The organism is Hutsoniella sourekii ATCC 700629 (assembly GCF_000518205.1).
GTDB lineage: Bacteria > Bacillota > Bacilli > Lactobacillales > Aerococcaceae > Hutsoniella > Hutsoniella sourekii.
This window is the reverse complement of record NZ_JADD01000017.1, coordinates 26691-42185: the sequence shown is the minus strand read 5'-3', so window position 1 is coordinate 42185 and position 15495 is coordinate 26691. Positions and strand designations below refer to the sequence as shown.

At 41.3% G+C, this 15495-nt stretch carries 11 protein-coding genes; all 11 read right to left on the bottom strand.

Going from position 1 to position 15495, the window contains the following annotated elements:
- Positions 1 to 308 precede the first annotated feature (308 nt).
- Positions 309 to 1694, bottom strand: coding sequence for a L,D-transpeptidase family protein (locus T408_RS0104990; RefSeq protein WP_028118978.1), 1386 nt, complete (start codon positions 1692 to 1694; stop codon positions 309 to 311).
- Between the two features lie 140 nt (positions 1695 to 1834).
- Positions 1835 to 3265, bottom strand: a complete 1431-nt coding sequence (gatB, locus tag T408_RS0104985) for an Asp-tRNA(Asn)/Glu-tRNA(Gln) amidotransferase subunit GatB (RefSeq protein WP_028118977.1) — start codon at positions 3263 to 3265, stop codon at positions 1835 to 1837.
- 13 nt (positions 3266 to 3278) lie between these two features.
- Positions 3279 to 4733, bottom strand: a complete 1455-nt coding sequence (gatA, locus tag T408_RS0104980) for an Asp-tRNA(Asn)/Glu-tRNA(Gln) amidotransferase subunit GatA (protein WP_028118976.1) — start codon at positions 4731 to 4733, stop codon at positions 3279 to 3281.
- A 1-nt stretch (position 4734) separates the two neighbouring features.
- Complete coding sequence (gatC, locus tag T408_RS0104975; RefSeq protein WP_028118975.1) at positions 4735 to 5031, bottom strand: Asp-tRNA(Asn)/Glu-tRNA(Gln) amidotransferase subunit GatC; 297 nt, start codon at positions 5029 to 5031, stop codon at positions 4735 to 4737.
- Positions 5032 to 5139: 108 nt separating this feature from the next.
- Complete coding sequence (locus T408_RS0104970; protein WP_028118974.1) at positions 5140 to 6375, bottom strand: CamS family sex pheromone protein; 1236 nt, start codon at positions 6373 to 6375, stop codon at positions 5140 to 5142.
- Positions 6365 to 8371 carry an NAD-dependent DNA ligase LigA gene (ligA, locus tag T408_RS0104965; RefSeq protein WP_028118973.1) on the bottom strand — a complete coding sequence of 669 codons (2007 nt, stop codon included), beginning with the start codon at positions 8369 to 8371 and terminating at the stop codon, positions 6365 to 6367. The genes T408_RS0104970 and ligA overlap by 11 nt, the downstream gene beginning before the upstream one ends.
- Positions 8372 to 8453: 82 nt before the next feature.
- A complete protein-coding gene (pcrA, locus tag T408_RS0104960; RefSeq protein ID WP_028118972.1) occupies positions 8454 to 10745 on the bottom strand; it encodes a DNA helicase PcrA in 2292 nt (763 codons plus the stop codon).
- A gap of 181 nt (positions 10746 to 10926) precedes the next feature.
- On the bottom strand, positions 10927 to 12057 hold the full coding sequence (locus T408_RS0104955; RefSeq protein WP_028118971.1) for an ATP-grasp domain-containing protein: 1131 nt from the start codon (positions 12055 to 12057) through the stop codon (positions 10927 to 10929).
- A gap of 73 nt (positions 12058 to 12130) precedes the next feature.
- Complete coding sequence (locus T408_RS0104950; protein ID WP_028118970.1) at positions 12131 to 12796, bottom strand: glycoside hydrolase family 73 protein; 666 nt, start codon at positions 12794 to 12796, stop codon at positions 12131 to 12133.
- Between the two features lie 80 nt (positions 12797 to 12876).
- The gene (locus T408_RS0104945; protein ID WP_028118969.1) at positions 12877 to 13413 is read right to left on the bottom strand and encodes a hypothetical protein; all 537 of its coding nucleotides are present in this window, start codon (positions 13411 to 13413) and stop codon (positions 12877 to 12879) included.
- A 160-nt stretch (positions 13414 to 13573) separates the two neighbouring features.
- Positions 13574 to 15472 (bottom strand): serine hydrolase, encoded by a 1899-nt coding sequence (locus T408_RS0104940; RefSeq protein WP_028118968.1) that lies wholly within the window; start codon positions 15470 to 15472, stop codon positions 13574 to 13576.
- Between the last annotated feature and the right edge of the window lie 23 nt (positions 15473 to 15495).

The following is a 15495-nucleotide window of genomic DNA, read 5'->3' as shown; positions in this document are numbered from 1 at the left end:
ATAATAGCAAAGAAAAGCAAACAATCACTCAGCAGTAGTCTTAGGATAATTGGCCCATATCTCTCCCTTATGCGCTTTAGCGCTTAGGGAGAGAAGCTAACGCACAAGAGCTTCTAAACGCTAACGCGTAAAGAAGCTCTATATAGCCAATTAATGCTAGGACTGTTGTTGCTTTAGCAACTTACAGCCCCAGTATGCAACGCACCGGAAGAGCCGTGGCTCTGAAGGCGATCCACTACAGCTGAGTGATTGTTTGCTTTTCGAAGCTTTTATTATAATTATTGCAACTTATCTGATAGCCTCTGATACTAGTAATAAACAATAACCGGTGTTCCAATATCCACCTGATCATAGATAACAGATACCGCATCGTAAGGGGTATTAATGCACCCCAAGGATCCTGCGTAAGCCCAAACGTCACCACCGAAAGCACCCTGCCATGAAGCATCATGGATGCCTTGCGCTTGATCATCAAAACGAATCCAATAGGATACAGGGGTTGAATAGCTTACATTATAGAACTGATTGAAGCCTGTTAGGTTAGTGTTAGTCAACATCTCATTAACCGCATTGGCACCTGGCACTGTCTCAGCCCCTGGCTGTCCGGATACGATATCAGTGGAAACAATAACCTCTCCATCTACATAAAGCCACATCATTTGGTGGGTTAAGTCAATTTCAACGTAAGTATCACCAATTTCATTAGCCGTTCCATTTACATTGCCTGTAGAATAAATGGCAGGCTCATGATTTTCAATACTTTTAGCTGATTCTAAGGCAGAAGCAACCACTTCGGTCTCTTCTTCAACGTCTATACCCCAACCTAGAATTCCCGGTTGGACATCGACTGTTCCTTGTAAAGTTGAATCGAACTTGCGAACTTTATCAAAGGTTGAATATTGCTCATTCACTTCCTGTAAATAAGTGGCAACTCCTTCCCGATCGATAACAAGCTGATTAGCATCATCAAAATGAATCCATTCCTGAATACGGTCGGCTGGGATTGTCACCGAATCGCCACTAAGATTCATCGTAATTTTGGTGTTTTTTGTTTGATCGACCTGATCCATCACTTCTTTAATAGCATCGGAATTTTCATTGATAGTGGGTTGTTGGTATGAAGTTTCAAGGGGCAGACTGGTTTCATTATCCTGAATTGCCTGAATAAGATGATTATTTAAGACTTCATAATCAATCTTGCTACCTTCTTGACCTTTCTCAACATAATAACCAACTTGGTCACTATATTCCACACTTGCATCCACAGGATCTTGGCGGTCGCTGTTATCAACTCCTTGCTTTTGCAAGAGTGAGGCTAGTTTATCTTCACTGAGATCAATTTCTTGAGCCAACACTCGTTCATATTGACTGGGCTGGAAGAAACTGACAAACCACTTTGAGGGATCTTGACGATTATAAGCAGTCTGTAAACCATCTTTGGTATCAAAAGTTGCCCCAAGATCTTTAATATTAATGGAAGCAATCGGTTGATTGTTTTCAGTGATTGTAATCTCTTGATTATTTATAGTGTCTTCAAGTTTCTTTTGAGCTTCTTGAAGACTCAACTGACTGATATTAATCGGTCCATATTGACTATTGGCCTGAAATTTACCTGCATAATAAGCATAGCCACCAAAATAAATAATAGCTAATAAAAGAATAAACAAGCCAATAATTCTTACTGCTTTCTTCAATCGTTTCGCCTTCCTTTACTTTAATAATGATCTTTTCTAGGATACCATAACACAAATAAATTGCTAGTCTTTGGAAGCGAATTTTACTTTATAATCCCATTAAAAAACACAGGCTCTTTCGAACCTGTGCTTGTAATAAATTAACGTTTGGCTAGTGCTTCCATTAATAATTTATTAACCACTTGAGGATTGGCTTGCCCCTTGGTTTGCTTCATTATTTGTCCAACAAAGAATCCAACGGCTCTATCTTTACCATTCTTAAAGTCTTCTATCGATTCAGGATTATTATCAAGAACTTCATCAATCATAGGCTGTAATTTAGCAGGATCAGATATTTGAGCCATGCCTTCTTTTTCTACTACTTCATTAGCGTCGCCACCCTTAGTGACTAGGATTTGGAAGAGCTTCTTGGCAATCTTAGAAGAAATGGTTCCATCTGAGATGAGTTGGATCATTTGAGCCAAATTACTTGGTGTGAGTTGGGTATCAGCCAGTTCTATTTGCTCCTTGTTTAAGTAAGCAGATAATTCACCCATCAACCAGTTAGATGCTTGCTTAGGATCCGCTCCTTCAGCAACCGTCTCATCAAAGAAATCAGACATTTCTCTGGTTTGTGTTAGAACCATAGCATCATAGTCTGGTAAATCAAATTCCTGGGTATATCGTTCACGTCTGGCTGTTGGCATTTCTGGTAATCGCTCAGCAACTTGATCAATCCACTCTTGCGATACAGTCATTGGTGGTACATCTGGATCTGGGAAGTAGCGATAATCGGCAGCACCTTCCTTGGAACGCATAGCAAAGGTTTGATTCTTGATATCGTCATAGCGACGTGTTTCTTGGCTAACCTTGCCTCCAGAGCGCAAGATATTGGCTTGACGAACTTCTTCATACTCCAGACCCTTGCGCACAAAGTTGAAACTATTCAAGTTCTTCAACTCAGCTTTAGTTCCAAATTCCTCTTGACCGTAAGGTCTTAATGATACGTTAGCATCACAACGAAGCGAACCTTCTTCCATTCGAACGTCTGATACACCAGTATATAGAATCGTTTCTCTTAATTTTTCTAAGAAGGCATAAGCTTCAGCAGGGGAACGTAAATCTGCTTCAGTTACAATTTCAATCAATGGCGTTCCTTGACGGTTCAAGTCAACATAAGAGAAGCCGTCAGTTCCGTGAGTATTCTTACCAGCATCCTCTTCCAAATGAACACGATTAATTCGTATACGACGTATTTCTCCTTCTACTTCGATATCTAGGTAACCATTTCGACCTACCGGTTGGAAGTTTTGGGTAATTTGGTAGGCTGATGGATTATCAGGATAGAAGTAAAACTTACGATCAAAGCTCATCTCACGTGCAATCTCACAGTTCAAAGCTAAGGATGCGAGCATCCCATACTCCATAGCCCCTTTGTTAGCAACAGGTAGCGCACCTGGATAAGCCCAATCTTTCTCATTCGTATTAGCATTGGGTGAAGCGCCAAAGTGAGCTGGCGAACTAGAGAAGATCTTGGAATCCGTCTTTAATTCCACGTGAACTTCTAATCCAATAACGGTTTCAAAATTCATAATTGCTTTCCTCCTATAATTCTGGTGCTTGATAGGCGTCACTATGAGCATGTTCATATGCTGCAGCTGCTTGATAGATAACGGCTTCGCCACGAGCTGGTCCCATAATTTGTAGACCAATTGGCATGTCTTCACTGTTAAATCCTGCAGGTATAGAGATTGCTGGTAATCCGGCAATATTAGCTGGAACCGTCAATAAGTCAGCCACATACATTTCCACCGGATCTTGCTTGGATCCAAACTCAAAAGCAACAGATGTCGTCGTTGGGCCAATAATTAAATCATAGTCAGCAAAAACTTGTGAGAAATCTTCTTTAGTTAAGGTTCTAACCTTAGCCGCTTGTAAGTAGATATCTTCATAGACTTCTTCACCTAGGCAATAAGTACCGATCATAATCCGTCTCTTCACTTCATCACCAAGGCCTTCTGACCGGCTCATCACATAAATATCGTCTAAGTCACGTGCATTTGGCGAACGGTAACCATAACGAATACCGTCGAACCGTTGTAGGTTAGAAGCTCCTTCAGCTGACGAAACAGCATAATAGACAGAAATTCCTAAGCGAATATGTTCTAGAGACACCTCTTCAACGATCGCTCCTTGTAAACGGAAGAACTCAACTGCCTCATCAACAGCTGCCTTGATCTCAGGATCAATCTTGTCAGATTGGAATTCTACAGGATAGGCTATCTTAAGCCCTTCTAGAGATTGGCCAATCTTAGCTGAGAAATTAGTATCTAGATCTGGGAGAGTGGTCATATCGGCTGGATCAGTACCAGCTATAGCTTCCAATAACAAGGCATTATCTTCAACAGTGGTTGTAATAGGCCCCACTTGATCCAAACTTGATCCAAAAGCAATCGCTCCAAAGCGAGAGACCGTTCCATAAGTAGGCTTCATTCCTACAACCCCATTATAAGCAGCTGGATTACGAACACTACCTCCTGTATCCGTTCCCAAGGCTCCGGGAACCTGACGGCTAGCAACCACTGCGCCAGAACCACCGGAAGAACCACCAGGCACCCGGTCTAGGTTCCAAGGATTATGAGTTTCATGGAAGTAGGAAGTTTCACTGGACCCACCCATGGCAAATTCATCCATATTGACTTTACCAATGATGACAGCACCAGCTTCTTTCAGCTTTCTGATAACGGTCGCATCATAAGTTGGAATAAAGTTTTCTAGCATCTTACTAGCTGCTGTAGTCTTTAAACCATCTGTTAAGATATTATCCTTTATTGCAATAGGGATACCGTTTAATAGCGGGGCATCCTCGCCGTACCCTCTTTGATCTGCCGCTTCGGCTTCTTTAAGCGCTTCTTCCTTATTCAAAGTTAAGAAACCTTTTATTTTACTATCTCTTTCTTCGATTAATTGATAGACATGATCAGTCAATTGAACAGCTGTAAATTCGCCGGCTTTGAGTCCTTGCTTCATTGCTGTAATAGTAGTTGGAAATTGAGTCATCTTAAGCCTCCTCTGTTTCTAAGATTACTGGAACACGGATGTAACCTTCATCACTATCGGGTGCATTAGCTAATAAGCGATCACGTTTACCGCTATCAACCGCTTTATCTTCGCGGTAAACGTCATGATTAGCATTACCATAAAATGTGGGTTGAACACCTTCAGTATCAACTTCCTTTAAATTCTGGATCAATTCGATGGTTGCATTGATATCTTCGTACATCATATCTAAATCATCATCAGAAAAATCAAATTTTGCTACTTGCGCAATTTGCTTTAATTCCTCTTTTGTAATCAAGTTAATTCCTTCTTTCTGTCTGTCGTTCGTCCAAGCTAGCTTGGCTACGGTCTATCTTAAATTTTATACTAAGTCCCTTTATTTGCAAAGCTATTCTATTTAAGTGACTTAATAGAATATGTGACTAGCAAATTCCGTCTCTCCTGGCTTACGTCCAATAAAAGCTTCGATACCATTGGTTGAGACGATATTTATTTCGATATCAATTCCTTCAGGCAGATGGCGTTTAGCAGCATCTGTAACATATTGAGCTAGAGCTGTAATCTCCGTATATTGATAAAACTGGCTAACGATTTCGATTCTTAGGGTCTCTAGGGTATCATTAATGTAGAGAGCTTCACCTGAAATACCATTGAGATTAGGGAAGAAGTCGCGTACCTGGTCGCTAAATTGATCAAAATAAATAAATTGATCATTACTTTGACCGGCTTCGACGATCGGTAATGCTACCCGATATTCATTACGTTCCGTCCAATCAGTAACGGAATTACCCTCTCGAGAAATACCATCGACTAAATAAGTTCCACCAACAACTTCGTTATTAGGGGCAACCCGATATAAACCTACAACAATAGGAATGGAACGTAGTTCAGCTGTATTTCTTAGTCTACCGACAATTATATTAGCATACTGCTTACCGCGTTCTCGCATCTCACCTACTGAAATCTCCTGTTGGTGAACCGTTCCTTCACTATCCGTATATTCATAAACACTATTCATCGCTAAGCCAATGACAATCCCACTTAATGCATAACCATCTTCAGTTTCTACCATAATGTCTTTTTCCATAATTTGGGATAAGTAGATTGGAGTCGCATCATTGTTAACAATAACCTGGTTATTGGATTCTTGATTTTCCTGCTCTGGATTTTCTGGATTATCAGCTGGATCCGTTGATTCACTACTTGATGCTTCTGCTTCTTGTTGAGCTTGTTCTTCCTTAGATAAGGCAGGATTCAATCCTTCTGGATTCGTTTCTGATTCTCTAGCTGTCCAGGAGGTCAAAGCTTCAGAATCAATTAATTGGCCTTCTTGTAAGTAATATTGGTCCGTTGGGAATACCTCCCGGCTAATGCGCAGTAATCCCGCCTCAAAAGCCTGACTATTTCCAGCTGAACTAAGGGTAGAATCCACGCTAGCAGAAGCACCCAGTTGATACTGACCGTCTACAATAACCGCCCGGTAAAAGTCGTCACTTAATTGATGACCGGTCGTTTGAACGGAAGCTTGATCTGGACCTAACTCCCCATTGTTAGCATTGTCTTGGTTAACGTTATTTAAGCACCCTGTCAATAATAGAAAAGGCAGGAGACTTACCCCTAATTTAAAACCTTTATTCATCATTTTCTCCCTCATTAATCATCTCTATAAAATCCTCTTCGCTGATAATAGTAATCCCTAAATTTTCAGCCTTCGTTAGTTTACTGCCAGCGGCTTCCCCAGCTAATAAATAGTCAGTTTTTTTGGATACGCTACCGGTTACTTTGGCTCCCATGGATTCTAAAATTTCCTTAGCCTGAGAGCGCGTATAATGGCTGAGTGTACCTGTTAATACGAACGTTTTGTCCAATAAGAAGGATGTGGCCTCAGAAGAAATCACGGATTCACTGACTTGTTCCATATTCACTTCTGCCTGTTTTAAGCGTTGAATAAGATCTAAATTGGCCTCGACTTCAAAAAAGTCCACAACTGATTGACTAATCATCGGCCCAATTCCCTCAATGGTTTCAATTTCTTCAGGCGTTGCCTTTATAATCTTGTCCAAATGGCCGAAATGATCAGCCATTAATTCAGCAGCGGATACACCGACATGTCGAATTCCCAAACCAAAAAGTAAGCGTGACAACGAATTGTCTTTAGAATATTGAATAGCATCAATATATTTATTGGCGGATTTTTCCTTAACATGGTCTAATGTTAGAAAATCTTCGACCGTCAAATAATACAAGTCAGCTGGATCCTTGATCAAGTTCTCAGAAAGTAACTTGGCAAGCACTTTCTCACCGATTCCCATAATATTCATGGCATTTCTTGAACAGAAATGACTTAGGCCGGCTAATTGTTGGGCCGGGCAGGTCGCATTCACACATCTCAGGGCCACTTCTCCTTCAATGCGAGTCAGTTCACTCTGGCATTCCGGGCAAGTCGTCGGCAGATCTAAAGGTTCGCTGGAGGCAGGCCGTTGATCTAGGTCGACGCTGACAATTTCAGGAATGATATCTCCCGCCTTTTGTAGGTAAACATGATCGCCAATACGTACATCCAAGGCTTGAATAATATCAATGTTATGCAAACTAGCGCGTTGGACCGTTGTACCAGCCAACTGCACTGGCTCCATCACTGCTGTAGGAGTGACAACTCCCGTTCTTCCAACAGTCCATTCAACTTGAATTAATCGCGTTTGGGCAATTTCTGCTTTAAATTTGTAAGCAATGGCCCAACGAGGAGCCTTAACGGTGTAACCTAATTTTTCTTGTTGATCAATCTGGTTGACCTTGATAACTACTCCATCAATATCATAAGATAAATGATTTCGCTTTTGATCAATCTCATCGATAAAGGCCATCACTTCGTCCAAATTATGGCATAGACGGTTCAAAGAGTTAACCCGCAAACCCAAGTCTTGTAACTGTCTAAATAAGTCGGCCTGACTTACTGGTTGAAAATCATCTTGAACCACAGCTCCATATAAGAATAAATTCAAGTGACGTTTGGCTGCTTGACGGGGGTCAATTTGTCTTAAACTACCGGCCGCAGCATTCCTTGGGTTAGCAAAGGGAGCCTTCCCCTGTGCCTCTCGATCTTCATTTAGAGCTTGAAAGCTAGCCTTAGGCATATAAGCTTCACCACGAACCTCTAAGCTAAGCGGTGAGCGTAACTTCAAGGGTAGAGCTTGGATGGTCTTCAAGTTGCTAGTTATATCTTCACCAACCCGCCCGTCCCCACGGGTTGCTCCCTGGATAAAATAACCATCCTGGTAGCTTAAAGAAATGGCCAAGCCATCGATCTTACATTCACACATAAATGACACAGGCTCGTCAAGTTGTGACTCCACTCGCTTAATAAAGTCAGCCACTTCAGCTTGATTAAAAGCATTGGCTAAACTATACATTTGAGTTTGATGAGTGACCTTAGTAAAACCATCTAATAGAGTGTCACCAATTCGTTGAGTAGGAGAATCAGGCCGAATCCATTCCGGGTGTTCCTGTTCCATGACTTCTAGCTGTCTATATAACCGATCATACTCTTGATCCGTTACTTCTGGCTGATCTAAGACGTAATAAGAATAAGCATATTGATTTAATTGATCTTTCAGTTTCTCAATATCTTCAAAAGTCATTAATGCTTGACACCCCTCTTTAATCTATCTCAGTCATTATAGCATGATTTTTCTTCTCTAGCATTGCTTTCCATCATTCTCTTTAAAGTTTACGAATAGGAGCAAAGCTAGCTAGTAATTCTTTGATGCCTTGATCTGGAAAGGCGATTGATAAGGTCTGGTTGTCTCCCTCTCCAGAAACTTGAACGATCGTCCCTTCACCCCAGGCCTTGTGGTCTACTTTATCACCTACAGTCCACGATTCAGCGTTGGCCGTTTTATTCTTAGACAAAGTGATTGTGGATGCGTTCGGCCGTTGCCCTTGGAGATTGACTCGTTTGCCCGACTGTCGCTTATAGGGATTTTTGGAACCAATCTTAATCGCTGATTGAAAAGCCGGTCGCATCCCCTGGATGAGCTTAGAATCAATTTCATCAATAAAGCGGCTTGGTAAATTACGCTGGTAGCGACCATAGAGCAGACGATTGTTACTAGCTGATAAGAAGAGCTCTTCCTCCGCTCGAGTCATACCAACATAGGCCAAGCGTCGCTCTTCTTCTAACTCTTCTTCTTGTTCCATGGCACGACTCAATGGAAACAATCCTTCCTCCATACCGACTATAAATACATAAGGGAATTCTAATCCTTTAGCAGCATGCATCGTCATCAGTGTGACTTGAGCTCTTTCCTGATCTTCCTCTTGGTCGGTCACCAAAGATAAATCTGTTAAAAACACGGTTAAAGGACGCAGAGCTTGACTTTCCTGACTTTCCTCATTGTCTTGGGCTTGAAAATCAGGGTCTGTCTCAACTTGCTCATGATCCTCTTGGTCGAATTGCTTGGTAACAGAAGCAAATTCTTCCAAGTTCTCAATTCTGTTAGCCGATTCTAAGCTGGCTTCTTCTCTTAGCGCTTGAATATAGTTTGTCTGCTCCCAGATAGCTTCTGTTAGATCTGTCACCGGCAAGAATTCAGCTTGCTGACGCAAGCGATTCATTAACTGACCAAAATCTTCTAATTTATTTCGAGCGGCACCGGTAATATTGGAGTGGGCTAGCTCTTCAACGGCTTCAGAATAGGATAGACCTAAACTATTGGCAAATTCAACCAACTTATTAACAGTCGCTTGACCAATTCCCCGCTTAGGAACATTGATGATTCGGTTAAAAGAGATATTATCCGTAGGATTATCAATCAAACGTAAATAGGCTAAGGTATCCTGAATTTCCTTACGCGAGTAGAACTTGAGACCGCCGACGACGCGGTAAGGAACATTAGCTTTGAGTAATTGCTCTTCCAAACTTCGAGACTGCGCTTGCGTCCGGTATAAAATAGCAAAATCATTATAGGATTTGTTTCGATCTTCTTTTATTTCAAGGATTTTCTGAATGACAAAGCGCGCCTCTTCTTGATCTGTTTCAGCTTGGTAATAAGTGATTAATTCTCCGTCACCCTTATCTGACCAAAGTTCCTTTGCCTTACGGTTGGTATTATTTCTAATCACACTATTAGCTGCCTTCAAGATCGTCTGAGTCGAGCGATAATTTTGTTCTAATAAAATTGTTTTGGCGTTTGGATAGTCATTTTCAAAGTTTAAAATATTTTCCATGTTGGCTCCTCGCCATCCATAGATACTTTGATCAGCATCCCCCACAACACAAATATTTTCATGGAGACCCGCCAAAATCTTAACCAATTGGTATTGAATTTCATTGGTATCTTGATATTCATCAACATGAATGTATTGAAATTTATTTTGATAGAATCGCCGAACCTCATCATTCTCTTCCAATAACTGAACGGTCAAGAGCAACAAGTCATTAAAATCCATAGCGTTACTGGCTACTAACTTAGCCTGATAAGTTCGGTAGATTTTCTCTTGAATATCCCCAATAAAGCTAGCTTCTTGCGAACTATAATTTTCGGCTGTTATCCCCTCATTTTTGGCGGAATCAATCATTCCTAACATCGCCTTGTAATTAAACTGATTACTATCTAAATTCAAGTCTTTGAGAACTTGCTTCATCAAGGTTTGTTGTTCACTTTGATCAATGATCGAGAAGTTGGAGTCATAACCAACGGCACTTGCCTCCCGTCTCAATATTCGAGCGCACATGGAATGGAAGGTTGCCACCCAAATACTATCAGCCTCCGAAGCCACTAGTGCCTGGACCCGTTCTTTCATTTCATTGGCTGCCTTGTTAGTAAAGGTTATGGCTAGTATATTCCAGGGATTGACGCCACACTCCTGCACCAAATAGGCAATTCGGTGTGTTAACACCCGGGTCTTACCACTACCTGCTCCAGCAGCAATTAAAACGGGGCCCTGGGTTGTTAAGACTGCCTCTTTTTGTTTATCGTTTAACTGATCAATTTGTTTAAGTAACTGAGACATCGGATGACCTCCTATATTGAATTAAACATACTGTTTCATTATATCAATGGCTATTCTAGATGTAAATTTTTTCTCTTTACCTTCTTTTTATTACGCCATTCTCCTTACAAAAAACCACAGTAAGTTATAACTTACTGTGGTTCTCTTGAATTTCTCAATACCTGTTATAAATCACCAAACATTACTTGGCTAGAAGATTAGTGATTTCAACTTGTCGCTCACACGATTCAATGCTATCCCCTGTCACAATCACTTGGCCAGTCAAATGGAGTTCACTGGCTCCTGTTGAATTAAATAAGGCGAAGCCCCAATCTGTCCGAAGCATCAACTGGGTCATCACTGCCTCTAGATCCAAAATCGATAAGGGGTAAGCAATCGCTGCCTTGGTTGAAATCCTTAGCTCCGGAAGTGGAAGTCCCATAATTGCTCGCACGCTAGCTTCGAAATGCGAAAGCGAAGTAGAGCCAATGGTAAACATTGCTTCCTGAGAAAGGCCCGTACTCACTCCGGCTACATAGACAACCGAAGCCGAAGTAATTAAAAAATTAACCGTAATAGCCCCAGAAAGGCCGACTAAATCAGCAATTGATTCACTGATTCGAATCATCTCTCCTTCAACTACGGGATGGATATTAGCCGGATACCGAACCTGAACAATATCATCATCCAAGGCCAACTTTTCAAACACTGGATAGGTTAACCGCTCCCCACGCTCATTGCGAACTATCGTAACCGAAGCCACCTTCTCACTGGGAATCCAAGCTTCCAACAAACAGGCTCCTCGTTCCAACTTTGCTTCAGCATCAGGAAAGTCTTCTGGTCCATAAATCATCAGATGATCTTGGGCATCGCTAACATGGCGCTGGGTGGTCTTCAAGATAGCAGGAAAACCGATTATTTCCACAGCCTCTTCCAGGTCTCTACGATTTGTAATCAAAGAGAAAGGAGCCACCAAGAATTTATTACGATCCAAGAATGCTTTCTCAATCAAGCGGTCTGTCGTCATGGCCATTAAATTCTCAGATAAAGCTAGGTCCGTGAGGGACTCCAGTAGCTGTAGATCTAAGTTATTTAATAAGCCCACTTCTGCAGTCACAACATCTATTCTTCCACCAAAAAACTTAAGCGCTTGTTCATCATACTGGTCAACCACTGTCTGCCAACTAGCAAACTGGCGCACAGGATTATCAGGATGGGTCACCAAACTGGCCACTCGGTAGCCTAATTTGCCAGCTGATTGAGCAAGCAAAGCAGAAGCAACCGAAGAGCCAATTATACCCAGCGTTTCACCAGGATAGTGTCTCTGAGACATTTGCTCACTCCTCTTCTATGATACTTGTGAATGCGTCTATTCTATCATAATTTATAAATGCTGGCGACAAAATTTATTTAACCGGCTGATCATATTGATCCAAGGACCAAGCTTCAATCATTTCAACAATCTTATTAGCGTAGGTAGGATCGGTTGCATAACCAGCTTCCTGCAAGCCGGAAGCCTGCTCTTGATAGGTCTTTCCATCCTTAACTAATTGGTAGTAATTAGGGTCCCAACTGGTTCCATAATGAATCAACTCAGCATGTTGAGCCATTGAAGCCTGCCAACTTGGATAGACTTTGAAGTAATCCGTTATTTCAATCCATTCTCCATCGACAAATTCCATGGTATTAAAGGCCACCTTATCTGGGTCATCAGCATCAGTCTTAACGCCATACAAATTATAATAATCACTCGCTAATTCACTTCTTCCAAAGTCTGATTCAAGTGCCGCCTGAGCCAGCGAAATACTCGCTAAGACACCGTATTGTCTTTGAAGACTTTGAGCTGTAGGAGCTAATTCTTCAATAAAACCTTGCTTGGCCTCTAGTTCGACACGGTCTTGATAAGCCTCTTGACCGTACTGCCAAAATTTGAATACTAGAAAAGATAGTAGAGCAATAAATATCAGCAAAAACAAGGAGACAAGCCCAAGCCTCTGCAAGAAACGGGGTTTAAACTTTTGCCACCATTTAACCCATTTATTTTTCTTTTTTGACTTCTTTTTCTTAACCATTTGCCCCCCACTGTCTTAAAAAATTCTTCTCAGTCCTATGATAAGCTTTATCAGTTTTTAGTCAAGCAGGAGACAAGCTATCAATAGTCATTGTTATTATGTTGTAACTTTCCTGTCTCATCATCAAACCACTGGAGCAGGCGTACTTGGTCATGACCAATCTCTTGTTGAATAACTCCTGGCAAGCGAAATTCGATCACATCACTGTATCCCCAGAAGTTATAATCAGCTACTAGGCGAAGAACAACGTGGTTAGATTTCCGAAGGCTATCTTCTTCATTAGCATCGGTTTTAACCCACTCAACGTAAGCAACTCCATTATTCATCCATTTACGAGCAATTTGATATTTTAAATAAGCATACTCAGAGATAGGATTAGCCATAATATTTGAAATAAATTCAGCATTACGAACAACCTTTTGCACCAACATCCACTCATAGTCCGTAAACAAAGTAGAGAGTTTTTGAATATTTTCAAATTTTAATCCTTGTTCTCCCTTTTTCCAACGGTCCCAACTCTGAGCGGAAATCCCTAAGGTTTCAGAATAGAACGCTTTCTCACTGATATAACGTTCGTTAATAGCATGTAAAATAAGTTCTCTAAATGCTTCATTCATTTTAATCACCCTTTATGTGTATTTTAATTACATTTTACACCTTATGGGTTAATTATACAAGTCGAACCTCTATGCTTAGCACAGCGATAGATACTAAAAGACAGACCCTCACAATCATTCATTGATGAAAGAGTCTGTCTAATAATGTCATATCTGATAATTAGTAATACTTGTAGGTGTTTGATGGTTGATCAAAGAACCAAGTAGCTGGACGCTCTTGACCCGTATTAGGATCGACAATTGGCCCAACATTCGGTAAGTAAACCTGACCCTCTTGGCCTTGAACATCTTGCATCGAATAACCATTATTTCCAGGAGTTCCAGCCTGACCGTATTGCCCTTGCTGCCCTTGGTAACCAGCTTCTGGAGCTTGAGGTTGCTCATAACTTGGAGTTGGAGCGGGTGCAGGTGCCGGTTCGGGAGCAACTGGTTGTTCAACGGGAGCTTCCACTTGAGAAGAGGAGGCTTCCTGACTTTCCTGACTAGATGATTCCACGGTTACCTCTGGGGCTTGACCTGTTATTTGATAACTTAGAATTTCATGCAGGGATTCTGCTATTGACGGCACAATGGCTTCAGGATCTGGGTAGTTGCTAGCTAGGATAACAATAATATAATCTTGGTCTGCTGTTGAAATGATACCAGAGTAGTATTGATGACTAGCATTAGAATCCGAAGTAGCGACTTCAGCTCTTGATTCTACGGCTTCAACTGCTTGATTTGGATACTTGGCCGTCTCTGGGGTTTGACCGGCTAATTCCTTAAATCTTTGATCAAGCTCTGGTGACACTAATTGATCACTAGCTAGCTGAGTCAGTAGGTAGGCCAAATCTTGCGCACTAGTTGTCGCTCCTTCAACTTCTCCTGTCTCATTAAGACTAAGAGGCTCAGTAATTCTAGTAGCAAAATATTTCGATTCGTTTAACCATAGGTTAAATTGATTTGGACCCCCAACAGTTTGAATTAAATGATTCAATGCAGATGGGTCTTGTTGAGTAATCGCTTGCTCAATTAAATATTGAACAGTTACTTCCTCGCCCTCGGTCATTGAAGCAAGTTCTCCTTCATCCCCCGTGGCTTTAAGTCCGTCAGTAACTGATATAGGCGATTCCAGCGTCAACTCATCGGCTTCAACTGCTTCTAAGACCCGAGTCACGACAAACCAAGAAATAAGATTATCACTGGCAACCGATTGATCATTGTAAACAATTGGTGATGTTGAACCTGCCCGAGTCACGACAGCAGACAGGTCAGCCTGTTCATCTATTTTGCTGTTCAACGATTCATTAACTTGCTTGACCAATTCCTCATCTAGAGAACTTGCTGGCAATTTATAGCTGACTTGATGGCTAAATTGGCTATCTTTATCCTTAATAGAAAGGACTTGTTCCTGTTCTTTTGCACTTACAAGATCAGCAGCCGGATTATTATAAGTCAAGATTAGCTTATTGTTCTCTTTAACCAATGAATAATCTTGGCCAAACGAAGACTGAGTACCTTCAGTTTCAAGGTCAAACTGGAAGGTCTCACGGTCAACTTCATCTAAGTCCTTATTAAAGGTTAATTCAACCGTGATTCTTGGGAAATCATCTAAGTTAACTTGTTGATCCGTCACTTGAAGAGACGTGGAATCAGCTTCCTCACTTGATACATCAGATGAGTCTTCAGATAAAACTGAACTATTTCCTTCTTGTTCACTGTCAGAAGGAACAAGTGACTGATCAGAAGCTGGAGCTTGAGTTTCTTGATTGTTAGATTGGAATGACCCCGTTAAATTCTTAATGAGTCGTGGCCCATAGAAGAATGCTAGAAAAACTAAAATGATCGCTAACACTAACTTAATAATCCCCCATAAAATAGAGGCAAAACTTGAACGTTTTTTAGGGCGATCTTGATAAATTCGCTCAGACTGCACTTCCGGTCTAGGTGATGACGATACCGGCGGGGTCTCTATCGGATCAATTTTGAATTCTTTAACATCTTCTTGATCAAATTTATACCCACAATGGGCACATTGATTCTTACTTCTGACATGACGACCGCAATTTGGACACTTCATACTTATCCAGCCTCCTCGAATTT

Excerpts from the sequence above, each read along its gene's own strand:
- T408_RS0104950 (WP_028118970.1), bottom strand. The coding sequence starts at position 12,796 with ATGGTTAAGAAAAAGAAGTCAAAAAAGAAAAATAAATGGGTTAAATGG.
- pcrA (WP_028118972.1), bottom strand. The coding sequence starts at position 10,745 with ATGTCTCAGTTACTTAAACAAATTGATCAGTTAAACGATAAACAAAAA.
- T408_RS0104945 (WP_028118969.1), bottom strand. The coding sequence starts at position 13,413 with ATGAATGAAGCATTTAGAGAACTTATTTTACATGCTATTAACGAACGT.
- T408_RS0104940 (WP_028118968.1), bottom strand. The coding sequence starts at position 15,472 with ATGAAGTGTCCAAATTGCGGTCGTCATGTCAGAAGTAAGAATCAATGT.
- ligA (WP_028118973.1), bottom strand. The coding sequence starts at position 8,371 with ATGACTTTTGAAGATATTGAGAAACTGAAAGATCAATTAAATCAATAT.
- T408_RS0104970 (WP_028118974.1), bottom strand. The coding sequence starts at position 6,375 with ATGATGAATAAAGGTTTTAAATTAGGGGTAAGTCTCCTGCCTTTTCTA.
- gatA (WP_028118976.1), bottom strand. The coding sequence starts at position 4,733 with ATGACTCAATTTCCAACTACTATTACAGCAATGAAGCAAGGACTCAAA.
- gatB (WP_028118977.1), bottom strand. The coding sequence starts at position 3,265 with ATGAATTTTGAAACCGTTATTGGATTAGAAGTTCACGTGGAATTAAAG.
- T408_RS0104955 (WP_028118971.1), bottom strand. The coding sequence starts at position 12,057 with ATGTCTCAGAGACACTATCCTGGTGAAACGCTGGGTATAATTGGCTCT.